At 60.0% G+C, this 21,817-nt stretch carries 23 protein-coding genes; 15 read left to right on the plus strand and 8 right to left on the minus strand.

Annotated elements, in window-relative coordinates; translation table 11 throughout:
• Nucleotides 1–24: 24 nt before the first annotated feature.
• Nucleotides 25–1,665: an arylsulfatase gene (locus ASE04_RS09235; RefSeq protein WP_056815485.1), complete on the minus strand. Its 1,641-nt coding sequence runs from the start codon at nt 1,663–1,665 to the stop codon at nt 25–27.
• 497 nt (nt 1,666–2,162) lie between these two features.
• Entirely contained in the window at nt 2,163–3,098 is a 936-nt protein-coding gene (locus ASE04_RS09240; RefSeq protein WP_056815674.1) for a recombinase family protein, read from the minus strand.
• Between the two features lie 196 nt (nt 3,099–3,294).
• Between ASE04_RS09240 and ASE04_RS29885 the strand changes: the two genes are divergently transcribed.
• Entirely contained in the window at nt 3,295–3,432 is a 138-nt protein-coding gene (locus ASE04_RS29885) for a DUF1127 domain-containing protein (RefSeq protein ID WP_082597296.1), read from the plus strand.
• A gap of 298 nt (nt 3,433–3,730) precedes the next feature.
• On the opposite strand, the gene ASE04_RS09245 is transcribed toward ASE04_RS29885, so the two are convergent.
• Nucleotides 3,731–4,510, minus strand: coding sequence for an alpha/beta fold hydrolase (locus tag ASE04_RS09245; RefSeq protein ID WP_056815488.1), 780 nt, complete (start codon nt 4,508–4,510; stop codon nt 3,731–3,733).
• Nucleotides 4,511–4,848: 338 nt separating this feature from the next.
• Between ASE04_RS09245 and ASE04_RS09250 the strand changes: the two genes are divergently transcribed.
• Together ASE04_RS09250 and ASE04_RS09255 are read left to right on the plus strand one after the other, a co-directional pair.
• Nucleotides 4,849–6,006 (plus strand): CaiB/BaiF CoA transferase family protein, encoded by a 1,158-nt coding sequence (locus tag ASE04_RS09250; RefSeq protein ID WP_056815490.1) that lies wholly within the window; start codon nt 4,849–4,851, stop codon nt 6,004–6,006.
• The gene (locus ASE04_RS09255; protein WP_056815493.1) at nt 6,003–7,133 is read left to right on the plus strand and encodes an extracellular solute-binding protein; all 1,131 of its coding nucleotides are present in this window, start codon (nt 6,003–6,005) and stop codon (nt 7,131–7,133) included. The genes ASE04_RS09250 and ASE04_RS09255 overlap by 4 nt, the downstream gene beginning before the upstream one ends.
• 98 nt (nt 7,134–7,231) lie before the next feature.
• Here ASE04_RS09255 and ASE04_RS09260 read toward each other — a convergent pair whose 3' ends face one another.
• Nucleotides 7,232–8,020: an IclR family transcriptional regulator gene (locus tag ASE04_RS09260; protein WP_056815496.1), complete on the minus strand. Its 789-nt coding sequence runs from the start codon at nt 8,018–8,020 to the stop codon at nt 7,232–7,234.
• A gap of 170 nt (nt 8,021–8,190) precedes the next feature.
• On the opposite strand from ASE04_RS09260, the gene ASE04_RS09265 reads away from it, so the two are divergent.
• From ASE04_RS09265 to ASE04_RS09315, 11 genes are all read left to right on the plus strand, one after another.
• Entirely contained in the window at nt 8,191–9,507 is a 1,317-nt protein-coding gene (locus ASE04_RS09265; protein ID WP_056815499.1) for an ABC transporter substrate-binding protein, read from the plus strand.
• 131 nt (nt 9,508–9,638) lie between these two features.
• Complete coding sequence (locus ASE04_RS09270) at nt 9,639–10,535, plus strand: carbohydrate ABC transporter permease (protein WP_056815502.1); 897 nt, start codon at nt 9,639–9,641, stop codon at nt 10,533–10,535.
• A 1-nt stretch (nt 10,536) separates the two neighbouring features.
• Complete coding sequence (locus ASE04_RS09275; protein WP_056815505.1) at nt 10,537–11,403, plus strand: carbohydrate ABC transporter permease; 867 nt, start codon at nt 10,537–10,539, stop codon at nt 11,401–11,403.
• A gap of 3 nt (nt 11,404–11,406) precedes the next feature.
• A complete protein-coding gene (locus ASE04_RS09280) occupies nt 11,407–12,504 on the plus strand; it encodes an ABC transporter ATP-binding protein (RefSeq protein ID WP_056815507.1) in 1,098 nt (365 codons plus the stop codon).
• Nucleotides 12,505–12,509: 5 nt separating this feature from the next.
• Nucleotides 12,510–13,628 (plus strand): mandelate racemase/muconate lactonizing enzyme family protein, encoded by a 1,119-nt coding sequence (locus ASE04_RS09285; protein WP_056815509.1) that lies wholly within the window; start codon nt 12,510–12,512, stop codon nt 13,626–13,628.
• 3 nt (nt 13,629–13,631) lie between these two features.
• Nucleotides 13,632–13,961 carry an L-rhamnose mutarotase gene (locus tag ASE04_RS09290; RefSeq protein ID WP_056815512.1) on the plus strand — a complete coding sequence of 110 codons (330 nt, stop codon included), beginning with the start codon at nt 13,632–13,634 and terminating at the stop codon, nt 13,959–13,961.
• On the plus strand, nt 13,954–15,030 hold the full coding sequence (locus ASE04_RS09295) for a Gfo/Idh/MocA family protein (RefSeq protein ID WP_056815515.1): 1,077 nt from the start codon (nt 13,954–13,956) through the stop codon (nt 15,028–15,030). Before ASE04_RS09290 ends, ASE04_RS09295 begins: the two co-directional genes overlap by 8 nt.
• 12 nt (nt 15,031–15,042) lie before the next feature.
• On the plus strand, nt 15,043–15,495 hold the full coding sequence (locus tag ASE04_RS09300) for a MaoC/PaaZ C-terminal domain-containing protein (RefSeq protein ID WP_056815518.1): 453 nt from the start codon (nt 15,043–15,045) through the stop codon (nt 15,493–15,495).
• Between the two features lie 24 nt (nt 15,496–15,519).
• Complete coding sequence (locus ASE04_RS09305; RefSeq protein ID WP_056815521.1) at nt 15,520–16,254, plus strand: SDR family oxidoreductase; 735 nt, start codon at nt 15,520–15,522, stop codon at nt 16,252–16,254.
• Nucleotides 16,255–16,271: 17 nt separating this feature from the next.
• The gene (locus tag ASE04_RS09310; protein WP_056815524.1) at nt 16,272–17,114 is read left to right on the plus strand and encodes a fumarylacetoacetate hydrolase family protein; all 843 of its coding nucleotides are present in this window, start codon (nt 16,272–16,274) and stop codon (nt 17,112–17,114) included.
• A 24-nt stretch (nt 17,115–17,138) separates the two neighbouring features.
• Complete coding sequence (locus ASE04_RS09315) at nt 17,139–18,416, plus strand: L-fuconate dehydratase (protein WP_056815528.1); 1,278 nt, start codon at nt 17,139–17,141, stop codon at nt 18,414–18,416.
• Nucleotides 18,417–18,459: 43 nt separating this feature from the next.
• On the opposite strand, the gene ASE04_RS09320 is transcribed toward ASE04_RS09315, so the two are convergent.
• Nucleotides 18,460–19,263, minus strand: a complete 804-nt coding sequence (locus tag ASE04_RS09320) for an SDR family oxidoreductase (protein WP_056815531.1) — start codon at nt 19,261–19,263, stop codon at nt 18,460–18,462.
• A gap of 281 nt (nt 19,264–19,544) precedes the next feature.
• On the opposite strand from ASE04_RS09320, the gene ASE04_RS09325 reads away from it, so the two are divergent.
• Nucleotides 19,545–19,994 carry a hypothetical protein gene (locus tag ASE04_RS09325; RefSeq protein ID WP_056815534.1) on the plus strand — a complete coding sequence of 150 codons (450 nt, stop codon included), beginning with the start codon at nt 19,545–19,547 and terminating at the stop codon, nt 19,992–19,994.
• A gap of 56 nt (nt 19,995–20,050) precedes the next feature.
• Here ASE04_RS09325 and ASE04_RS09330 read toward each other — a convergent pair whose 3' ends face one another.
• The 3 genes from ASE04_RS09330 to ASE04_RS31355 all read right to left on the minus strand — a co-directional run bounded on the left by ASE04_RS09330 (nt 20,051) and on the right by ASE04_RS31355 (nt 21,801).
• The gene (locus ASE04_RS09330; RefSeq protein WP_056815677.1) at nt 20,051–20,737 is read right to left on the minus strand and encodes an ROK family protein; all 687 of its coding nucleotides are present in this window, start codon (nt 20,735–20,737) and stop codon (nt 20,051–20,053) included.
• 96 nt (nt 20,738–20,833) lie between these two features.
• Nucleotides 20,834–21,445 carry a nucleotidyltransferase domain-containing protein gene (locus ASE04_RS09335; RefSeq protein WP_056815536.1) on the minus strand — a complete coding sequence of 204 codons (612 nt, stop codon included), beginning with the start codon at nt 21,443–21,445 and terminating at the stop codon, nt 20,834–20,836.
• A gap of 116 nt (nt 21,446–21,561) precedes the next feature.
• Nucleotides 21,562–21,801, minus strand: a complete 240-nt coding sequence (locus ASE04_RS31355) for a hypothetical protein (RefSeq protein WP_156408739.1) — start codon at nt 21,799–21,801, stop codon at nt 21,562–21,564.
• Nucleotides 21,802–21,817 lie beyond the last annotated feature (16 nt).

Raw genomic sequence — 21,817 nt, forward strand, 5'->3', positions numbered from 1 at the left:
GCCCGCTTTACGTCTTGAGGCAGCCTATTTTGCGCTCGCCGGGCTTTGATCCAGGGAGCTCATCAACGCGTCGATCATCTGGTCGACGCTGAAGCTTGCGGGCCGCTGGCTCGGCGGATAGTCCCTAAATGTCTGAAGGAACGGTGCAACCCTCCAGACACCGTACTGGGCGAGATAGGCATTCTTGGTCATCCAGTCGTAATACTGGTCGGAAACTGTATCGGCCCGTTCGAAGGGATCCATGCGAAGGTTGAAGACCTTCGGCACGCGAAGGCTCGTGAACGGGTTGGCCCAGACCTGGAAGCCACCCGGCTGGCGCTGTTCGGAGAAGACGAGCTTCCAGTCGTCCCAGCGATATGCAACGAGAAGGCCGTCGTCATTGAAGTAGAAAAACTCGTTTCGGGCGGACTTCGGGTGCTGCCCCGTTAGATATGGAAGCTGGTTGTAGCCGTCGAGGTGAACCTTGAACTGGTTTCCGTCTATCGACGTCCCCTTGAGCAGCTTGTCCTTGATATCGGCGTCGCCAGCCGCGGCGACGAGCGTGGGGAACCAGTCGAGGCCGGACATCATCTGGTTCGACACTTCTCCGGCCTTGATGTGGCCTGGCCAGCGAACCATGGCCGGAACGCGGAAGGCGCCTTCCCAGTTGGTATCCTTCTCGCTGCGGAACGAGGTCGTGGCGGCGTCCGGCCATGACCACTGGTTCGGACCGTTGTCCGTCGTGTAGACGACGATTGTGTTGTCCGCGATCCCGAAGTCGTCCAGCGCCTTGAGCAGCTTACCGACGTCGCCGTCGTGCTCGAGCATGCCGTCGGCGTAGTCGTTGCCGGGCATGCCGCTCTGCCCCTGCATGGAAGCGCGCACATGCGTGAAGGCGTGCATGCGCGTCGTGTTCATCCATGTGAAGAACGGCTTGCCCGCCTTGGATTGCCGACCGATGAAGTCGATCGCGGCGGCGGTCGTCTCGTCGTCGATCGTCTCCATGCGCTTGGTATTCAGGGCTCCGGTATCCTCGATCTTTCCGTCCGCCGAGGCTTTCAGCACGCCGCGCGGTGAGTTCGTCCGGACGAACTCCTTGTCGTCCTTGGGATAGTAGGGACGCTCGGGCTCTTCCTCGGCGTTGAGATGATAGAGGTTCCCGAAGAACTCATCGAAGCCATGCTTGGTGGGCAGGAATTCGTCCCGGTCGCCGAGATGGTTCTTGCCGAACTGGCCGGTTGAATAGCCGAGCGGCTTCAGGGCCTGGGCGATGGTGATGTCGCGAGGCTGCAGTCCGACGGTCGCGCCGGGAATGCCGACTTTGCAAAGCCCGGTGCGCAGGCAAACCTGTCCGGTGATGAAGGTGGAGCGCCCGGCCGTGCAGCTGTTCTCGGCATAATAGTCCGTGAACATCATGCCTTCCTTGGCGATCCGGTCGATGTTCGGCGTCTTATAACCTACCAAGCCGAACGAATAGGCGCTGATGTTGGTCTGGCCGATATCGTCGCCGAAGATCACGAGGATGTTCGGCTTGGAGGCGTCTTGCGACGGAGCGGTGTCCGTGGCCGGCGGTGTGGTTGGCGTGGCCTGTTGGGCCATCGATGGCGTCATGAATGTCGATGACGTCAGGGCCATCGCCAGTGCGGCGGTAGCGCTGAGAAGTCTTCTGGAGATTCTCCGGGTCATGGCGTTCTCCTTGAGATCCGGTCGTTCAGCATTCTGCTCTCCTTGTGGTCGGCACGCGTGGCCGTTGCCGGAGCGGGTTTTCGCTTTCGACTAGAGGAAATTTGAACGCCTTTCGCCCGCGCGTAAGTACGTAACGGTAAATGCCAACGTAACGAGGTTACAGAAGGCGGTAGGTTCTCCCCGAAGACTGCCTCGTAGCCTGGCGGTTGGGCGCGTGTATTCACGCGTTCGATGGCGTTTGGATGTGACGACCTAGTTGCAAAGTTTCCCGGCAAGACTGACGCTGTACGCGATCATTTATCGCGGAGGTAGACCGCCGCCGCGACACTATGTTTTAACCCGCTGTTACAGAAGCTTCCCAGCGCGCACCCACTAGCCTGGTCTTGATCGATATAAGGGAGACCATCCGCGCTTTGAGAGCGCGAACGGCCGGTAGGCCGCTGTAAATACCATGCCCGTGCGCTCCCGGCCTGGCAGCTTCCAGCCAGCCACTGCCTTCAACGAGGGAGCAGTCCAAAGCGGTGGGCCTCGTCCAGAAAGTGTCTGACGGAGGAGGGCTGCCATTTCCGTCCGCCGCGCGCCGGACGCTCGCCCATAGCGTCCAATTGCGCGGCGATGCCACGCAGTGAAAGTGTCGGATCGGCAATCGCCACCGCAGCCACGAGCTTCATCAACCGATCCTCGGGGATGCGACGGCTGGAGCGCGCAAGCAGTTCCGGATCGGCGAGATTCTCGCGAACCATTCTATGGACGGCACGCCGCAGTCGCTCGACCGTCCAGTCCTGCCCGCGCCGATTGAGGATGAGCGTAATGTTTTCCCAGCCGTGCTGCGGACGCAGTTGCTGGACAACCGGCAGCCAACTCTCCGACGACGATCGCAGTTCGTCGAGATAGGCCTTTTCGCGCGCTCTTGAAATTGCTGCCCTTGCTTCCGGCAGCCCATCGCGCAGGCCCGGATTGCCGGCGAGCTTGCCTTTCGCTTTCGCGGCCTTCATGCCGGCTTTGGTTCGCTCCGCCGTGACGGACCGGTCGAGCCTGACAACGGCGCCAAGGACCTGCAACGCAAACATACCTTGCGATGTGATGGTATCGATAGGATCGTGCAGCGATCGAAAATGAATGCCCCGAGCCAATAGATGCTCTATCAGCTGCAGAAGGTTCGCCGCCGATCGGCCCATCCGGTCGAGGTCCGTAACAACAAGCGTTTCGCCCTCAGTAAGTTCACTCAAGACCTTCTCAAGCACAGGCCGATTGTCGGACGCCCCGGAGGCATGATCCTGACGAATTTGATCGCAGCCGGCGGCGCGCAATTCTGCCACCTGTGTATCGGTCTGATGCGCGTCGGGCGAAATACGCGCATAGCCGATGACGCGCCGCGAGATGGGCTTAGCGCCTCTTGAGGCATCTTCGGTGTCGGCTGTCTCGACTCTCATCATTTTTAGATACAGGCAAATGAGCACACTGCAAAATGACCGCTCGTCAATGGGCTGCGGTCATAAGAGACTTGCGACGGAAATCGGCGCCTGCCGCGAGATATTGCATTGCAGCATTACACCCATGCGAAATCTGAAATGCTCATCTTGAAGGCAAGGTGCTATAGAATTCGCCAACAACGATTAAAGGTGTGATATGAAAATAGGCAGCAAGATCAGCGAATTTATCCAGCTTCGCAAGGCATACCGTCAGCTCTCGCAGCTCGATGACGCAGCATTGAAGGACATCGGTCTGTCCCGCGGCGAAATCAAGCGCGCAGTATTCGGTCGCTAAGCTTAGTTGCCGCCGGCGAGGGGATGCCCCTGCCGTGGATTGCGCGTGCGGCGAGTTTTACTGCCGTGCGCGATCGCGCCTCACTCCGTGCGAGGCTATTTCCGCGAGACATAAGTCGTTACTCGTCGGATCCGGTATGAGCCGGCAGATTTAGCCGGTTCCCGTCACCGAAATACACAATGCGCAGTCTGGTACCGTGCGGTGGCTCCTGTGGGCTGGCGTGTGCCTATCCCTATTCCAGCATTTTGACCGGAGACCGGCCGTTGTTTCACGACCGGTCGCGTTCGTTGTCGGCTTGTCAATGAGCCGATGCTGCCTTCTCGATCAGCCGTGCAACGGTTTCGGGATGTGAAACCATGACGACATGGGATCCGCCCTTAACGACGACGGTTTCCTTCGATCCCGCGCGCTTCGCCATCCATTCTTGCGCGGCCGGCGGGATGTTCTTGTCGGCGTCGCCGTAGACGAACCAGGACGGGATGGTCTTCCACGCTGGCTTGCCAGCCGGTTCGCCAAGCGCCGCTTCAGCGATCGGCCGCTGTGTCGCCGCCATCAGCTTGGCCTCTTGCTTCGGAACATCCGCGGCGAACTGCTCGGGAAACTTCGCCTGATCAATGTAGAGATCGTGGCCGCCATCAGGCAGGGCTACCGGCGGTGCGAGGGTCGGCGCCAGCGTGCTTCCTGGGAACTTCCCGCTAAGTGCAACCGCGCTCTCGCCGGCCTCCGGCGCAAAGGCGGCAACAAAGACCAGACCCTTGACGTTGTCATGCCCGGTTGCCGCGTCCGATATGACGCTGCCGCCGTAGGAGTGGCCGACCAGAACAACCGGACCCTTTACACTCGTCAGGAGCGCTGAAACCGCTTTCGCGTCGCTATTCACGCCGCGCAGCGGGTTTGCTGCCGCGATGACGCTATAGCCATCCGCCTGAAGATCTTTAATGACCCCGTTCCAGCTGTCCGATTCCGCGAAGGCGCCGTGAACGAGAACGATTGTGGGTTTGTCCGCGGAGAAGGCTTGTCCTGACAGGAGCAGGGCGGCTGCGGCGGCGGTACCAAATAAAGTATTGCGGAAAGACATTGGGGTTCCTCTCGGTTTCAAAAAAGACAGCCTGCTTAAACCGATCTCGCGTATCGCCAGTATGTCTGACGAAGCTGCTTCCTGTAACCGTTTGTACCGGCGGACCCGATGCTACAGTGCGATACAATCTCGGCTGGCTTTCTGTTTGACGCTTGGCGCCAAAGGTCTCCGTCGCTCGTCCATCTCCCGATTTTCTCGATCTCATCTCTATCTCGCTATCCTCGGCGATCATGACCTCCATGCCGGGCGCGATGTTGACAACCAAAAATCGCTAGCTCATATATGAACGATCCATTCAGATAAGAATTATCTGCTGCGTAATGCCGGGGAGGATAGGAATGCAAGACGATACCGGGCTGCTCGCCGGCCTCACTGTGGTCGACCTGAGCCAGTTTTTGTCCGGGCCATACTGCTCGCTGCGACTGCTTGATCTTGGCGCTCGCGTCATCAAGATCGAGAGGCCTGATGGCGGCGATCTTTCCCGCCGGCTGTATCTGAGCGACACGGAAGTCGGCGGCGATTCCACGCTCTTCCACGCCATCAATCGTGGCAAGGAAAGTCTCTCGATCGATCTAAAGAACGAAAAAGACCTCGCATTCCTGCGCACGCTTCTCGCCAAGGCCGACGTGGTGATCCAGAATTTCCGGCCGGGTGTCGTTGAGCGTCTCGGGCTCGACTACGAGGCTGTGAAAGCGATCAATCCGTCGATCGTCTATGCGTCGATCAGCGGCTATGGCGAGGAAGGCCCCTGGGTTATGCGTCCCGGCCAGGATCTACTAGCGCAGGCGCGATCAGGTGTCATGTGGCTGAACGGCGATGAGCAGCAGGGCCCCGTTCCGTTTGGACTGGCGGTCGCTGATATGCTGGCTGGTGCCAACACGTGCCAAGGCATTCTCGCCGCGCTCGTCAGGCGCGGGATCTCCGGCAAGGGAGCGCATATTCAGACAAGCCTTCTGGAGAGCCTCGTCGACTTCCAGTTCGAGGTGCTGACCACGCATCTCAACGATGGCGGCCGCGCGCCGAAGCGCTCGGATTTCCGCAGCGCCCACGCCTATCTGTCCGCTCCCTACGGCGTCTATCCGGCGAGTGACGGCTATCTGGCGATCGCGATGATGCCGATCGGCAAACTCCAGGATCTGCTGGAACTGGTTGAGCTGCAGCCCTACCGCGACGACAGCAAGGCTTGGTTCACGAAACGGGACGAGATCAAGCAGGTCATCGCAAGTCGCATCGCCACGCACACGGTCGATCATTGGCTTTCCATCCTTGAACCCGCCGACATCTGGTGCGCGAAGGTGTTGCAATGGTCCGAACTGCTGCAGAGCGAGGGCTTCCGCATTCTCGATATGCTGCAGACGGTTACGCGAGAAGATGATGTCTCCATCGGCACCACCCGCTCCCCGATCCGCGTCAACGGCAAACGCCCGACGTCCGACCGTGCCGCGCCGCGGATTGGAGAACACAGCGCTGATATCCGCAGGGAGTTCGAAGCATGATTACCCTGAAGGGAATGACCTGGAGCCATCCTCGCGGCTATGACCCGATGGTTGCCTGTTCACAGGACTGGTTGGAGAAGACCGGTGTTTCCGTCACCTGGGACAAGCGGTCGCTTCAGGATTTCGAGAGCTATCCGGTCGAAGAACTCGCCCGCAACTATGACCTGATCGTCATCGACCATCCCCACGTCGGTCAGATTACCGCGGAAAACTGCCTTGCGCCCCTGGATGAAGAGGGACGTGAGGCGCCTTTCGCAGCCCTTGCCAAAGGTACCGTTGGCGCCTCGTTCCCGAGCTATAATTGGCAGGGAAGGCAATGGGCGTTTCCGATCGATGCAGCGACCCAGGTCCAGGCCTGGCGCCCGGATCGGATGGCCGCGGCGCCGGAGCAATGGCAGGACGTCGTTGCGCTCGCGAAAGCGGGTGAAGTGCTGCTTCCATTGCGTCCGCCCCATTCGCTGATGTGCCTGTTCACGCTGGCGGGCCAGCTTGGGAGACCGTGCTCTGTCGATCGGGAAAAGCCATTCGTCGATCGCGAGATCGGAACGCTGGCGATCGAGATGATCCGCGAGCTGGTCGGTCTCATCGATCCCCTTTGCGTCACCATGGATCCCATTGCCGTCCTGGACCGCATGGCGGAGAGCGGCTCGCGCTACAGCCTCGCGCCGTTGGTCTATGGCTACGTAAATTATACGCTTGATGGTTTCCTGTCCCATCGCATTGCCTTTGCCGACATTCCGCTTGCCGGCGCCAGCGCTCCGCTCGGCTCCGCACTCGGCGGCACGGGAATTGCGGTTTCGGCCTTCAGCGCCAACAGGCAGGCGGCGATCGATTTCGCCTATTGGATCGCCAGCGGCAACGTGCAAGCTGGTCGATACTGGCAAAGCGGTGGCCAGCCTGGCCATGCCGCCGGCTGGGAAGATGATGGAGCCAACGAGGCCACGCTGTCCTTTTACCGCAATACAAGAAAGACGCTCGAAGGCGCCTGGTTGCGGCCCCGGCACGATGGCTACATGCCCTTCCAGGAGGCTGCCTCGCAGCGCATCAATCAGGCGGTCACGGGCACCGAACGAGCAGTCGTTGCGATCGATGATCTCAATCAGCTGTTTGAGAAGAGCTTCCGCTGATTTTCCGGCGAAAACGACTGCCTCGCTTGGGCAAATAGATTCAATGCGCGACGCCATCACAGGCGACGCGCATACGAATCAATCATTCACAGGAAAATCTAGACTTCATCGTCGCTCAGTCCGGCGCCGGCCAGTTCCGAAAGGTTTCGCGTGGTCTGGCTGATCAGATGCAATGTCGTCGATATGTCCGGAGCATCCGGTGTGTTGATCAGCGTGATATAGGGAACCGTCAACGCGGCGATCGCCGTGCCGTCGGCGCTCAGCACCGGCGCGGACAGATTGATGACGCCTGCCGTTTGCGCGCTCGGCATCATCTCGTAGCCGCGCGAGCGAATAAGATCGAGGCGAGCCAGGAAGTCCGGCGCGAGCCCTGCATCCTTACCGTCGGCGCTGTTCTCGGCAATCATGCGCTCGCGCTCGACCGGCGAGCGGAAGGCCAGCAGAACATGTCCGGAGCCTGTGTCGAAGAGGCTGATTCGCGACCCGACACGGATTGAAATCCCCCAATAACCAGGCGCTTCCTGCTGGGCGATGACGACAGGGTTGCCGCGGTCGAAGACGACGAGCTGGTTCGCCTGCCGCGATGCTTCAGCAAGCTCGCGCATGAGCGGCACGGCGAAAGAGACAAGGCGGCGGACCGGCGCATGCCGTTGAGCGAGCCCGAACAGCTTCAGTGTCAACGAGAAGCGGTCGCCGTCGATGCGTGTCACGTAGCCGCGTCGAACGAGGCGGTCGAGCATGCGGTAGAACTCATTGGGGCTGCGATCGAGCCGCTTGGCGATCTCTGCTTGCGTGAGCCCGCCGTCAACGCCGGCCAGCAGCTCCAGGATATCCAACCCCTTGTCCAGTGCGGGTGCCCTGTAACGATCGCTTTCGTCTTCCGACACGGGTGCTCTCCAGTGAATAATCAAATTCATATGCACATAATCGTGACCTGACAATCCCCGACTTGTGAGAAAGGGCGTTGTTTCTTGCCAAAGGGCTTGACGATGGGCGAATAAATGGTTTGTATATGAATGAAGCTCTCACTGGTGAGGGCTCACATCGGGAGGAGCAGATGTCGAGATTTCTAGCCGGCGTCGCAGCCGGCGCAGTTATGTGCGCCCTGGCGGGAGGCGCGTTCGCAGTGGAGCTGCCGGGCAAATACGAGGGCGTCACGATTGACGCAAAGCTCATTGGTGGTCAGCAGTACGAAGGCCTTTATGCCCGTATTGCTGAATGGGAGAAGGCCACCGGAGCAAAGGTGAATATCCTGTCGAAGAAGAACCACTTCGAGCTCGACAAGGAAATCAAGTCCGATATCGCGACGGGCAATATAACGTGGTGCGTTGGTTCCAACCACTCGTCCTTTGCGCCGCAGTATCCGGATATCTACACGGACCTGTCGAAGCTCCTTCCGAAGGAAGAGATCGACGCCTTCGTGCCGGCGAACATCAAGTCTTCCACGTTGGGTGGCAAGCTCGTGATGCTGCCGCGCGCCCAGTTCGACGTGTCCGCTCTCTACTATCAGAAGAGCCTTTACCAGGACGACGCCAAGAAGGCAGCGTTCAAGGAAAAGTACGGCTACGAGCTGACGCCGCCGGACACCTGGCAGCAGGTCGCGGATCAGGCTGCGTTCTTCGCGAAGCCGCCTGAGTTCTACGGCACCCAGTTTGCAGGCAAGGAAGAGGCGATCAACGGCCGCTTCTATGAAATGCTGGTCGCCGAAGGCGGCGAATATCTCGATGCCGACGGCAAGCCTGCCTTCAACTCGGAAGCCGGCGTTCGCGCGCTCGACTGGTTCGTCGATCTCTACAAGGCGAAGGCTGTTCCGGCTGGTACGACGAACTATCTCTGGGACGACCTCGGCCAGGGCTTTGCGTCCGGCACCATCGCGATCAACCTCGATTGGCCTGGCTGGGCAAGCTTCTTCAACGATCCGAAGTCGTCCAAGGTTGCCGGCAATGTCGGCGTGAAGGTGCAGCCGGCCGGCTCGTCCGGCAAGCGCACGGGCTGGTCCGGTCATCACGGCTTCTCGGTTACGGAAAGCTGCGCCAACAAGGACGCTGCCGCCTCGCTCGTCTGGTTCCTGACCAACGAAGATAGTCAGAAGCTTGAATCCGCCGGCGGTCCGCTGCCGACCCGCACAGCCGTGTGGGACTGGGATATCAAGCAGGCCGAGAACGATCCTTACAAGAAGGAAGTCCTGACGGCATTCCAGGAAGCTGCAAAGCACGCTTTCGCCGTTCCGCAGACGCCGTCGTGGATCGAAATTTCGAACGCCGTCTATCCGGAGCTCCAGGCTGCCATCCTTGGCGACAAGAGCTCCAAGGAAGCGCTGGATACCGCCGCCAAGAAGGCGACGCAGATCCTTGAGGATTCGGGCGAGCTTTAATCGCCTGATCGTGGCGCCGGTACGCCGGCGCCACATTCATCATTCCCGTAAATTTGACGAGGGCTGAGCGCTGCCGGTTGCCGGCAGGCATGGTCCTCCCTTTGATTAGACAAGACAGGAGAAGCCTAGGCATGAAAGGCTGGAGACCCCCGGCGCCGTTTCTGCTTCTGCTGCCCGCCATCGTGGTGCTCGCGGCCGTCGTCATCATTCCGCTCGTTCTTTCACTCTATTCGAGCTTCACCGCGTTCCGGCTGACGCAACCGGCATCGCTTTACACATTCGTTGGTTTCCGCAACTACACGCGCATTCTGACGGACATCGAGTTCTGGACCGCATTTGGCCGGACTGTGCTCCTGCTGACGGTCGCGCTCAACGTGGAAATGCTGCTGGGGCTTGGGCTTGCGATGCTGGTTGAAAAGGCTACGTCGGGCCAGCGGGCGCTGCGTACCATCATGATGTTTCCCATGATGTTCTCGCCGATCCTCGTCGGCTTCCAGTTCAAGTTCATGTTCAACGACAATATCGGGCTCATCAACAACGCGCTGCAGTCGCTTGGACTGACCGATCGGGCGATCCCCTGGCTGATCGACGGGCAACTCGCCTTCGTGGCCATCCTGGTTGCCGAGGTCTGGTCCTCCACGTCCGTGTTCGCGATCCTGATCCTTGCCGGACTGCTCGCCATGCCGAAAGAGCCGATCGAGGCCGCTCGCGTCGATGGCTGCACACCAGGGCAGACTTTCCGCTATGTCACCTGGCCGTTCGTCATGCCGTTTGCCTATATCGCGATGACCATCCGTTCCCTCGATGTCGCGAGAGCCTATGACATCGTCAAGATCATGACGGATGGCGGCCCGGCGAAGCGTACCGAACTGCTTTGGACGCTGGTATCTCGCACGGCCTATGCCGACGCCCGGATGGGCTTGGCGAATGCCATGGCTTACGCGGCGATCCTGCTGTCCATAGTCTTCACCGTCTATTTCTTCCGCAAGCTTTCGGCGGCGCGGACCCAGATCGCCGCGGAGTGGTGAGATGAACGAAAACTCAAAAGCGCGCTACACCGGCTTCGTCCTGTCGGTCGCTCACAAGATCGGTCTGTTCCTCGCCATGGCAGTCATCTGCATGCCTGGCCTGTGGATCGTCCTTTCTTCTTTCCGTCCTACGGTCGAGATCATGTCGAAGCCGCCGGTCTGGGTGCCTGAATCCTTGTCCGCCGACGCGTACGTCGCAATGTTCTCCGGGCTTGGCCAAGGCGGCATTCCGATCGTCAGCTACTTCACCAACTCGCTCATCATTTCCGTGACCTCCACGGCAATTGCACTCGCGATCGGTATGGCAGGCGGTTACGCCTTTGCCCGCTTCCGCTTCCGCGCAAAGTCGTCGATCTTCCTCAGCCTGATGCTGACGCGCACGGTCCCCGGCATCGCGCTGTCCTTGCCGCTGTTCTTCGTCTATTCGAAGCTTGGCATCATCGACACGCACTTCGGGCTGATCATCGCCTATGTCGCACTGAATGTGCCGTTCACCATCTGGCTGATCGACGGATTCTTTCGGCAGGTGCCGAAGGATCTGGCAGAGGCAGCTCAGATCGATGGCTGCACGCGCTGGCAGGCTTTCTGGCAGGTCGAGTTTCCGCTTGCCGGGCCGGGCATCGCGTCGGCTGGCATTTTCGCTTTCCTCACCTCCTGGAACGAGTTTGCGCTCGCCTCGCAGCTTACGCGCTCTGTCAATTCCAAGACCCTCCCGGTCGGATTGCTGGATTACACCGCCGAATTCACCATCGATTGGCGCGGCATGTGCGCGCTGGCCGTGGTCATGATCGTTCCCGCCCTCGTTCTGACCTTCATCGTCCAGAAGCATCTGGTTTCCGGCCTCACCTCCGGCGCAGTCAAAGGATAAACCATGGCAACCGTCTCCCTCGAAAAACTGGTCAAGCGCTACGGTTCCCTTGACGTTGTCCACGGTATCGACCTGGAAGTCGCCGATCGCGAGTTCATTGCACTCGTCGGCCCCTCGGGCTGCGGCAAGTCCACGACGCTGCGAATGATCGCCGGTCTCGAGCCGATCTCCGGTGGCAACCTGAAGATCGATGGCCGCGTCGTCAACGATCTGCCGCCGCGTTCACGCAATCTCGCCATGGTCTTCCAGTCCTACGCGCTTTACCCGCATATGACGGTACGCGAGAACATGGGCTTCTCGCTGAAGATATCAGGAATGAAGCCGGAAGAGATCGTCCCGCGCGTAGATGAAGCGGCCCGGACGCTCGACCTTACGCATCTTCTGGACCGCCGTCCTTCGCAATTGTCCGGTGGTCAGCGTCAGCGCGTTGCTATGGGTCGCGCCATCGTGCGTAATCCTGATGTCTTTCTCTTCGACGAGCCGCTGTCGAACCTCGACGCGAAGCTCAGGACGCAGATGCGCGTCGAGATCAAGAAGCTTCATGCCAAGGTCAAATCGACCGTGATCTACGTTACCCACGATCAGGTTGAAGCCATGACGCTCGCAGACCGCATCGTCATCATGCGCGACGGCCGCATCGAACAGGTGGGAACACCGGAGGACGTGTTCCAGCGGCCGCAGTCGAAGTTCGTCGCAGGCTTCATCGGATCGCCGCCGATGAACCTCAAGGATGCCGAGATCGCGGACAGGCAGGTGGTCTTCGAAAACGGTGATCGTCTCCCGATCCCCGCGCGCTTCCGCGACCGCGTGAGCGTTGGCCAGAAGATTACCTTCGGCCTTCGCCCCGACGATCTTTATCCGACCGGACACGGTCTCCACTCCGGCCACGAAGCCGATGTGCATTCGCAGGATCTGCCGGTGACGCTGACCGAGCCGCTCGGAAACGAAACCCTGGTGTTTTCCGATTTCGGAAATGCCGAGTGGGTCGGCCGTATGTTGAATCCGCGCCCTCTGCGACCCGGCGAACGGGTGAACTTCTGCTTCGATCTTGCACAAGCACACCTCTTCGACCGCGATAGCGGCCGCACGTTGAGGGTCTGACGATAATGGCCAAGATCGAGCGCATCGAACTGAGGATGGTCGACCTTCGCCCGAAGGTCGAGCGTACCGACGCCATCCAGAGCTTTGTCAGCCAGGAAACGCCGCTCGTTACCATCACAGACAGTGATGGTGCCCGCGGTACCGGTTACAGTTACACGATCGGCACCGGCGGTTCCTCCGTCATGCGGCTTCTCGCCGATCACCTCGCGCCGCGCTTGCTTGGTCGCGACGCCGACCAGATCGAGGCGATCTGGCACGAACTGGAGTTTGCGACCCACGCAACGACCATCGGCGCCATTACCTCGATCGCGCTCGCCGCTATCGACACAGCGCTTTGGGACCTGCGCGCTCGGAAACAAGGTCTGCCGTTGTGGAAGCTTGCGGGCGGCGCGAAGGACCGCTGCCCACTCTACACGACCGAGGGCGGCTGGCTTCATATCTCGACAGAGGCCTTGGTCGAGGACGCTCTGGATGCGAAATCCAAGGGCTTTACCGGGTCCAAGGTGAAGATCGGCAAGTCGCATGGCTCCGAGGATTTCGCGCGCCTGTCAGCGGTCCGCAAGGCCGTCGGTGATGGCTACGAGATCATGACGGATGCCAACCAGGGATTTACCGTCGACGAGGCGATCCGCCGGGCTGAACGCTTGCGGGAACTGGACCTCGGCTGGCTGGAAGAACCGCTGCCTGCCGACGACATTGATGGGCACGTCCGGCTCAACCGTGCCAGCTCGACACCTGTTGCCGTCGGCGAGTCTCTCTATTCGATACGGCATTTTCGCGAGTACATGCAGAAGGGTGCCTGCTCGATCGTGCAGGTCGACGCCGGCCGTATCGGCGGGATCACGCCTTGGCTGAAGGTCGCGCATGCCGCCGAAGCCTTCGATATGCCCGTTTGCCCGCACTTCCTGATGGAACTGCACGTAAGCCTGACCTGCGCCGTGCCGAACGGCAAATATGTCGAGTACATTCCTCAGCTGGACGATATCACAAGCTCGAGGCTGAAGATCGAGCAGGGGATGGCGCTTGCGCCTTCGACGCCGGGCCTTGGCATCGATTGGGATTGGGATGCGATTTCTTCCCGCTCGATCGGCGAGTTCGAACGCGAGATCAGGCAGGGAGGTTAAGCGATGACGCGCATGGGTATGGTCATCGGGCTGAAGCCCGAAAAGATCGACGAATACAAGCGCCTGCATGCAGCCGTTTGGCCCGACGTGCTGGCGATGATCTCCGCATGCAATATCCGGAACTACTCGATCTTCCTGAAGGAACCCGAGAACCTGCTGTTCTCAGTCTTCGATTACGCCGGCGACAATTACGAAGCCGACATGGCCAAGATGGCCGCCGACCCGAAGACGCAGGAGTGGTGGGCCGTCTGCATGCCTTGCCAGGAACCGCTCACGACCCGCAAAGCCGGCGAATGGTGGGCTGGCATGGAGGAAGTGTTTTTCCATGGCTGAGTTTAATCCCGATAGTCTGGCTCAGTCCTGGCCCTTACCTTCGAAACCACGCCCAATCGTCACATTCGGCGCGGGCTCTATTGTTGGCGATGCGCACTTTCCCGCCTATCGCAAAGGTGGTCTGCCGATCGCCGGTCTCTACGACCCCGATTACGAGAAGGCGAGGGCGCTGGCGGACAAATGGGATGTGACGGCATTCCGGACGATTACGGAAGCGACTGCGGTCGAGAATGCGATCTTCGATCTCGCAACACCGCCGAATGCGCACGCCGCCGTTCTCGCAGCCCTGCCTGATGGAGCCGCGGCCCTCATTCAGAAGCCGATGGGCTCGGACCTCGCGGCGGCAAGCGAGATACTGAAAATCTGCCGTGCAAAGAACCTGACGGCGGCGGTCAATTTCCAGCTGCGCTTCGCGCCGATGTTGCTGGCGCTGAAAGATGCCATTGCCAAGGGGATGCTGGGTGACGTCGTCGATTTCGAAGTGCACCTCGCGCTCGATACGCCCTGGGGCCTTTGGTCCTTTCTGGAAGGACTTCCCCGCATCGAGATCGCGATGCATTCGATCCACTATCTCGACGCCATCCGTCAGATTCTCGGAGATCCGAAGGGCGTCCATGCCAAATCGATCGGCCACCCGAACCACAAGATGGCGCAGACGCGCACCACGGCCATTCTCGATTATGGCGACAGGGTCAGGTGTGCCGTCTCCATCAATCACGATCACGCCTTCGGTCGCAGGCACCAGGCGTGCGACTTCCGGATCTGCGGGACGGAGGGAGCGGCCTACGTTCAGCTCGGTGTCAATCTCGACTACCCGAATGGCGAGCCTGACATCCTGGAGATCAAGCCGAAGGGCGGCTCCGAGTGGGTGGCCGTGCCGCTGAAGGGCACGTGGTTTCCCGATGCCTTTGTTGGACGCATGGCGAACCTGCAGAGGTTTGTATCCGGCGAGGATGATGAACTCGTATCCTCGGTCGAGGATGCATGGATGACGATGGCTCTTGTCGAGGCGGCCTACGAGTCGAGCGCCCAGTCGGCGACGCCGCTCGCGACGCGCCCCGCGTTCTGAGGATTACGAACGATGGAACAGACGAAATATTTCGAAGAGTACGAGATCGGTGCCAGCAGGGTGACCAATGGCCGGACGATCACTGAGACGGACTTCGTGGTCCATGCCGGTCATACGGGGGATTTCTTTCCGCACCATATGGATGCCGAGTTCATGAAGACCCAGCGGTTTGGCCAGCGTATCGCCCACGGGACGATGGTGTTTTCGATCGGGGTTGGTTTGACGGCAAGCGTCATCAATCCGGTGGCATTCTCCTACGGATACGACCGTATGCGCTTTGTGAGGCCGGTTTTTATCGGCGACACCATTCGCACGCGCGTGACGATCACCGCGAAGGAGGACGACCCGAAGCGGGCCGGCCACGGTCGTGTGGTCGAGCGCACCGAGGTCATAAACCAGAAGGACGAGGTCGTGCTTGCCGCCGACCACATCTACGTCGTCGAGCGCCGGCCCCAGGCCGCCTGAAGCAAGCAGAAAAGGAGGCGACCAATGTCCCATTCCCTAGAAAACAAACGAGTCCTCGTCACCGCCGCCGGTCAGGGCATCGGTCGAGCCAGCGCACTGGCCTTTGCCCGCGCCGGCGCCATGGTCGTCGCGACCGATATCAACGCCGAAGCCCTGGCGACCCTGGAAGGTGAGGCCGTCATCTCGGTGCGCCGTCTGGATGTGCTGAACGATGAGGCCGTCAGCGCGGTCGTCAATGAAACCGGCCCGTTTGATGTTCTCTTCAACTGCGCCGGCGTCGTCCACGGTGGGACGGTTCTTGAAATGCCGGATACCGACCTAAATTTTGCTTTCGACCTCAATGTGCGCGCCATGGTCCGGACGATCCGCGCCGTCCTGCCGGGCATGCTGGAGCGAAAGGATGGCGCCATCATCAACATGGCATCGGTTGCCTCGAGCGTGAAAGGCGTGCCGAACCGGGCCGCTTACACGATCACGAAGGCTGCGGTCGTTGGTCTCACTAAGTCCGTCGCCGCCGATTACGTGGGGCAGGGTATTCGCTGCAACGCCATTTGCCCCGGCACGGTGGAAAGCCCTTCCTTGCAGGATCGGCTGCGCGCACAGGGAGATTACGAGGCCGCGCGCAGCGCGTTTGTCGCGCGTCAGCCGATCGGCCGCATTGGTACGCCCGAGGAAATCGCCGACCTGGCGGTCTACCTCGCCACCGCCTCTTACACGACCGGCCAAGCCTATGCCATCGATGGCGGCTGGACCATCTGACGACGAAAGGACCAATTATGAAACTGATGCGCGTCGGCCCGATCGGCCAGGAGAAGCCTGGTATTCTCGATAGGGATGGCAAAATCCGCGATCTTTCAGCCCATGTCACTGATGTCGGCGGCTCTGCGATTTCGCAGGAAGGCTTGGCCAAGCTCGCTTCCATCGATCCGGCCTCTCTCCCCGAACTTGCCGCTGACCGGATAGGCGCCTGCGTTGCCGGTACCGGCAAGTTCATCTGCATCGGCCTCAACTACTCCGATCACGCGGCAGAGAGCGGCATGGCCGTTCCGCCGGAGCCGGTGATCTTCATGAAGGCCACGTCGGCACTTTGCGGCCCGAACGATGACGTTTTGATCCCGCGCGGCTCCGAAAAGACCGATTGGGAGGTCGAGCTCGGCGTCGTTATCGGCAAGACGGCCAAATATGTGAGCGAAGCGGAAGCGCTTGATTATGTCGCGGGTTACTGCGTCTCTCACGACGTCTCGGAGCGAGCCTTCCAGACGGAGCGCGCCGGCCAATGGACGAAGGGAAAGTCCTGCGACACCTTTGGACCAATCGGTCCCTGGCTCGTCACGAAAGACGAGGTACCCGATCCCCAGACGCTTTCCATGTGGCTGACGGTCAACGGACAGAAGATGCAGGACGGCAACTCGTCAACCATGGTTTACGGCGTCGCGTTTCTCGTCTCGTATCTCTCGCAGTTCATGTCGTTGCACCCTGGCGACATCATTTCCACCGGAACCCCGCCTGGTGTCGGCATGGGCATGAAGCCACCGCGCTACCTTAAGGCCGGTGATGTCGTTGAACTCGGCATCGAAGGCCTCGGATCGCAGAAGCAGACTTTCCGCGCCGACGCCTGACCCCAACCACAAAAGAGCATCCTCATGACCACGATCACCAGCCTACGTTCGATCGACCTGCGCTTTCCCACGTCGCAGAGCCTTGATGGTTCCGACGCGATGAATCCTGATCCCGACTATTCCGCTGCCTACGTCGTCCTGGAGACGGATCAGCCGGGACTGGAGGGGCATGGTCTTACCTTCACGATCGGCCGCGGAAACGAGATCTGCTGCGCCGCCATCGACGCGATGAAGCACCTCGTGGTGGGGCTCGATCTGGAATGGATCCGCGATAATCCCGGCCGTTTCTGGCGGCATGTCACCAGCGACAGCCAGTTGCGCTGGATCGGGCCCGACAAGGGAGCGATGCATCTCGCAACCGGTGCGGTGGTCAACGCTGTGTGGGATATTATGGCAAAGCAGGCCGGCAAGCCGGTCTGGCGTCTGGTGGCGGACATGAGCGCCGAGGAAATCCTTTCTATCGTCGATTTTCGCTATTTGACGGATGCTCTGACGCCGGACGAAGCCCTCGCCATCCTCAAGAAGGCGGAAGTTGGCAAGGCCGAACGCATCGCCACTCTCGAGAAAGAGGGGTATACCTGCTACACGACGTCTGCCGGTTGGCTCGGTTATGATGACGAGAAGCTGCGCCGCCTTTGCCGGGAGGCCGTCGACGCCGGATTCACCCATATCAAAATGAAGGTCGGTCGCGATCTTGAAGATGACAAGCGCCGCTTGCGCATCGCACGCGAGGAAATCGGCAACGACCGCTTCCTAATGATCGACGCCAACCAGGTTTGGGATGTCGGTCAGGCCATCGACTGGGTCAAGGAACTGCAGCCTTACAAACCTTATTTCATCGAGGAGCCGACCAGCCCGGACGATATCGCCGGTCACAAGGCGATCCGCGAGGCCGTTCATCCGGTCAAGGTCGCGACCGGCGAAATGTGCCAGAACCGGATCATCTTCAAGCAGATGATCGCCGGCGGCGCGATTGACATCGTGCAGATCGATTCCTGCCGAATGGGCGGTCTGAACGAGGTGCTGGCGGTGCTGCTGATGGCGGCGAAATATCAGCTGGCGGTCTGGCCACATGCCGGCGGGGTGGGCCTGTGCGAATACGTCCAGCACCTCTCCATGATCGACTATCTTGCAGTCTCAGGCACAAAGGATGGGCGTGTGATCGAATATGTCGATCACCTGCATGAGCACTTCCTTGATCCCTGCCGGATCGAGAACGCCGCTTACATGCCACCGGTCATGCCGGGATTCTCGATCGAGATGAAGCCGGAGTCGATCGAGCGCTACACCTTCCGCGGCTGAGCAACTATTCGTCGATCGGCTGCCACGGCCGATCGACGAGTTGTCAGCGCAGCACGCCTTCTCCGCCATCGATGAAGATCGGCGTGCCCGTTATATGTCGGGCGCGGTCGCTGAGCAGAAACGAAATAAGGTCTGCGACATCCTCTGGGCGGCCGGGCTCTCCGGAGCTGATTGGCACGCTTCCCTGTGGCCAGATCACGGGAACCTCGGCTCGCTCGGGATGGCGTACTTCTGTGCTGCATGAAATATTTGTATCGATGGCGCCGGGACAAACCATATTGATCCGGATCGCGAAGCGGGCGAGCTCCAATGCCAACTGCTGCGCTATTGCAACTTGCGCCGCTTTGGTAGCGCTGTAGGCGGTGGCGCCGGGATTTGTGAACGTACGCGTGCCGTTGATCGAGGATACGATGACGACCGATCCGCCGCCGTTCGCCTTCAGGCAGGGAACCGTCTTGTTCAATGTCATGTAGGTACTTCTGAGATTCACTCGGATGGTCCGGTCCCATTCATCCGCATGCAGATCGTCGATCGGTGCCCATGTGCCGTTGATGCCGGCGTTGACGACAACACCGTCCAGGCCTCCGAAATACCCCATGGTCTGGCGTATGGCCTCGTCCATCGGTTCCTCGGATGAGGCGTCGGCTTCAATGGCGATCGAGCGGCCACCCTGTTCGGCAATCATGGCGGCTGTTTGGTTCGCCTGAGCACGGTCGAGATCGAAAGCCGCGATGCCGGTTCCATTCCGGGCAAGCGCAATCGCGGTTCCGCGTCCGATACCCGATCCGGCACCCGTAACAAGACAAGCATCAGTTGGAATTAAGTCTCTCCCTGGATGCGTAGGCATGCGGCCTTCTCGCCAATAGGCCGCGGACCTGCCGAGCGGATATCGTCTTCCAGACAGCAACGCGTGCCCGACAACTTCGTTCGGGCGACCAGTTTTGGTGGACCTCGGAACAAAGTCGGATGTCAGCTGTTCGCCAGTCATAGCGTGAAGGAAATGCAATGAGACCGAAAGCTGAAGCCGACGTTGAGGGCCAGTTCGCGCCCTCGAAGGCCGACCGGAAAAGCACCGGCGTCCACGACAACGATCAGGACTAGCCGGAAACAGAAAAGGAGAGAAGAACCATGTCAAATGTCGTCAAGACAGGCACGAGCGGATACAACAACGCAACCAGCAAAAGCACGTTCGGGCGATCGGTCGAAAGCCAGGCGCAGGTAAGCGATGCGCAGGCGCTCGGAACGTCGGCTTCCGACGGACCTATCAATGTCTACCGTCTCGAGCCGATCGCGGCCCCTGATGATCCGCGATGGGGCAATGCCACCAACCACGGCGTGGTAACCGTCGCTGCAAGAACGGCGGGAGATGCCCGGATTGTTGCGGCAAGTCGTGAACTCGACTTCATGGAGATCGATGCTGCACCCGCCGAAGACGTGACGACATCCAACGCCAGCGCATTTCGCGACGACAAGCTCTACACCGTCATCGAAATTGAGCGCGGACGAAGTGATCTGGAGCGCGGTGTCATCAGCGGCGAGATTTCGGTCGATACAGTTGTGCCGGTACAGGTCACGTAGCTAGGTCCAGAAAATCTAGGCCCGCCTTTAATAGGCGATCAAGCGTGACTGATCGCCTACAAGACAAGTTGTTCGTTCTGCCAAAGCCGCAAGCCACCTTGGAAGGCAAGGCGGTTGTCTCCGCGACGGCATCCATCGGGAAGTTCGTCCAGCTTATCGACCTGACCGCCGCCGATAACGATATAGTCCGGCTGCAACGCGGCTTTCAGACGGGCAACGACGTCGAACACGTCCTTCTTCCATTTCTTCGGACCATTGGCCTTGAAGCCGCGCTTGCCGACGTGGTCCTCGAATGTCCCTTCCTTCTTGTAGGGCAGGTGCGCGAGTTCAAGCGGTTGGGCCACGTTGGCGATGATCATTGCCGAACCAAGACCTGTCCCGAGCCCCAGGAAGAGAAGCCGTCCGCCTTCGTAGCTCCCGATCGCCTGCATCAGCGCGTCGTTGACGATTTTCGCAGGTTTTCCAAGCGCTGCGGTGAAATCGAAGCGATCCCATCCGCCGCCCAAATTGGCAGGCTCGCCCAGAGGACGATTGTCGCGAACCGGTCCGGGGTAGCCGATCGAAACAACGTCGAATTCGATGCCCGACGCCAGTTCTTGCACAGCTTTGACCGCGTCGTGGGCGGAGAAATCGGGGCCGGATTTCATTTTTCGCTCGTCCACCCCGGGAGCGTAAATCTTGATGTTAGAGCCGCCGACATCGACGACAAGGACCCGGGGCGTGTTCTGGTTGGCTTGGTCCATCATGAAAGCCCTCATATTTCGGTCAAAGAAAACGGCATTGCACCGGTCTCCGTTCCATTTTCAAAGTCCTGCTCGCCAACCATCATGCCAAATTCTCTAGAGAAGCGCGAGCCAGGCGTGGCCTGGGTGGGCGTGATTTAACCAAGATCGCAAATTGGATCTGTCTTGCGAGGAAAGGTTCGGAAGCGCGGTTTCGAAATCATGCTCATCCTTCGCCCTGCAATACTTGGCCTTGAAGAGCAGCACGGCGGAAGGCGCGAGGTATGGGATACCAGCCGGGTTGCGTCGAACCATCGTCGCGCGAGGGCCGCTGATTGCCGTGTCGCGCTTGTAGATCCAATCTGAAGCTGTGCCGCGCTCCAGCATCATGTCGACGCGCCAGCAGGAGCTCAGAGCGTCGACTCCCCAAAACTGGGAAACGTGAGCAGGAGGGGCGGCATGCTGTGCGATAGGGTCGATTTCGCCGGCATGGACGCTGAAAAAGCTCAGATCTTGCAGGTGTTGGCGAAACGCGCTGAAGTCTTCTGGCCGGATCGCGAACTCCAGATCTTCGTGCTCCCGCGTCTGGCGTCCCAACCACAAATCGAGCGCCCATCCGCCAACCACGTACCAGTTCAGGTCGAGCCCCGTCAGCCGCTCCATCAACTGTTCGGGACGCCAGGCCTGCCAGCATTCTTGAGGAGGCGGGCTATTTAACAAGAAATTCATTGGGATGCCCGAGAGAAGCAATTTCGCGAAGCGCTGAAGCGCACCGTCTGATCTACGAGCCTTGGTGTCAGCTTTGCAAGGTCAGTCGAGGGTCAGTTGGTCTTTGCGTCCCAGCACTACCGTCGCCGCCTGAAGTCAAGCCACACCACGTTATCGGTTTCCGCGTGATCGTCCGGGGTATGCTCCTCTAAGGGCTGAGGGTCATCAGGGATGGCACTGGCGTCTCCGCCGCTTCGGCTTTCGGCCCGAAGGTCACGAATGGTGCAGGACAGGTGCGCGATCACCTTTCGATAGAACGCCACGATCTGCTGGTGCTCGTCGCGCGCTACGTATCTCTGGTTAAACCAATCACTCATGATCAACTCGCCATTT

Origin of the sequence: Rhizobium sp. Root708 (assembly GCF_001429725.1) — a bacterium.
Taxonomy (GTDB): domain Bacteria; phylum Pseudomonadota; class Alphaproteobacteria; order Rhizobiales; family Rhizobiaceae; genus Rhizobium.

What these genes read in the sequence shown, in the direction of transcription:
- ASE04_RS09235 (WP_056815485.1), bottom strand. Translation starts at nt 1,665, where the DNA reads ATGACCCGGAGAATCTCCAGAAGACTTCTCAGCGCTACCGCCGCACTG.
- ASE04_RS09240 (WP_056815674.1), bottom strand. Translation starts at nt 3,098, where the DNA reads ATGAGAGTCGAGACAGCCGACACCGAAGATGCCTCAAGAGGCGCTAAG.
- ASE04_RS29885 (WP_082597296.1), top strand. Translation starts at nt 3,295, where the DNA reads ATGAAAATAGGCAGCAAGATCAGCGAATTTATCCAGCTTCGCAAGGCA.
- ASE04_RS09245 (WP_056815488.1), bottom strand. Translation starts at nt 4,510, where the DNA reads ATGTCTTTCCGCAATACTTTATTTGGTACCGCCGCCGCAGCCGCCCTG.
- ASE04_RS09250 (WP_056815490.1), top strand. Translation starts at nt 4,849, where the DNA reads ATGCAAGACGATACCGGGCTGCTCGCCGGCCTCACTGTGGTCGACCTG.
- ASE04_RS09255 (WP_056815493.1), top strand. Translation starts at nt 6,003, where the DNA reads ATGATTACCCTGAAGGGAATGACCTGGAGCCATCCTCGCGGCTATGAC.
- ASE04_RS09265 (WP_056815499.1), top strand. Translation starts at nt 8,191, where the DNA reads ATGTCGAGATTTCTAGCCGGCGTCGCAGCCGGCGCAGTTATGTGCGCC.
- ASE04_RS09270 (WP_056815502.1), top strand. Translation starts at nt 9,639, where the DNA reads ATGAAAGGCTGGAGACCCCCGGCGCCGTTTCTGCTTCTGCTGCCCGCC.
- ASE04_RS09275 (WP_056815505.1), top strand. Translation starts at nt 10,537, where the DNA reads ATGAACGAAAACTCAAAAGCGCGCTACACCGGCTTCGTCCTGTCGGTC.
- ASE04_RS09280 (WP_056815507.1), top strand. Translation starts at nt 11,407, where the DNA reads ATGGCAACCGTCTCCCTCGAAAAACTGGTCAAGCGCTACGGTTCCCTT.
- ASE04_RS09285 (WP_056815509.1), top strand. Translation starts at nt 12,510, where the DNA reads ATGGCCAAGATCGAGCGCATCGAACTGAGGATGGTCGACCTTCGCCCG.
- ASE04_RS09290 (WP_056815512.1), top strand. Translation starts at nt 13,632, where the DNA reads ATGACGCGCATGGGTATGGTCATCGGGCTGAAGCCCGAAAAGATCGAC.
- ASE04_RS09295 (WP_056815515.1), top strand. Translation starts at nt 13,954, where the DNA reads ATGGCTGAGTTTAATCCCGATAGTCTGGCTCAGTCCTGGCCCTTACCT.
- ASE04_RS09300 (WP_056815518.1), top strand. Translation starts at nt 15,043, where the DNA reads ATGGAACAGACGAAATATTTCGAAGAGTACGAGATCGGTGCCAGCAGG.
- ASE04_RS09305 (WP_056815521.1), top strand. Translation starts at nt 15,520, where the DNA reads ATGTCCCATTCCCTAGAAAACAAACGAGTCCTCGTCACCGCCGCCGGT.
- ASE04_RS09310 (WP_056815524.1), top strand. Translation starts at nt 16,272, where the DNA reads ATGAAACTGATGCGCGTCGGCCCGATCGGCCAGGAGAAGCCTGGTATT.
- ASE04_RS09315 (WP_056815528.1), top strand. Translation starts at nt 17,139, where the DNA reads ATGACCACGATCACCAGCCTACGTTCGATCGACCTGCGCTTTCCCACG.
- ASE04_RS09320 (WP_056815531.1), bottom strand. Translation starts at nt 19,263, where the DNA reads ATGCCTACGCATCCAGGGAGAGACTTAATTCCAACTGATGCTTGTCTT.
- ASE04_RS09325 (WP_056815534.1), top strand. Translation starts at nt 19,545, where the DNA reads ATGTCAAATGTCGTCAAGACAGGCACGAGCGGATACAACAACGCAACC.
- ASE04_RS09330 (WP_056815677.1), bottom strand. Translation starts at nt 20,737, where the DNA reads ATGGACCAAGCCAACCAGAACACGCCCCGGGTCCTTGTCGTCGATGTC.
- ASE04_RS09335 (WP_056815536.1), bottom strand. Translation starts at nt 21,445, where the DNA reads ATGAATTTCTTGTTAAATAGCCCGCCTCCTCAAGAATGCTGGCAGGCC.
- ASE04_RS31355 (WP_156408739.1), bottom strand. Translation starts at nt 21,801, where the DNA reads ATGAGTGATTGGTTTAACCAGAGATACGTAGCGCGCGACGAGCACCAG.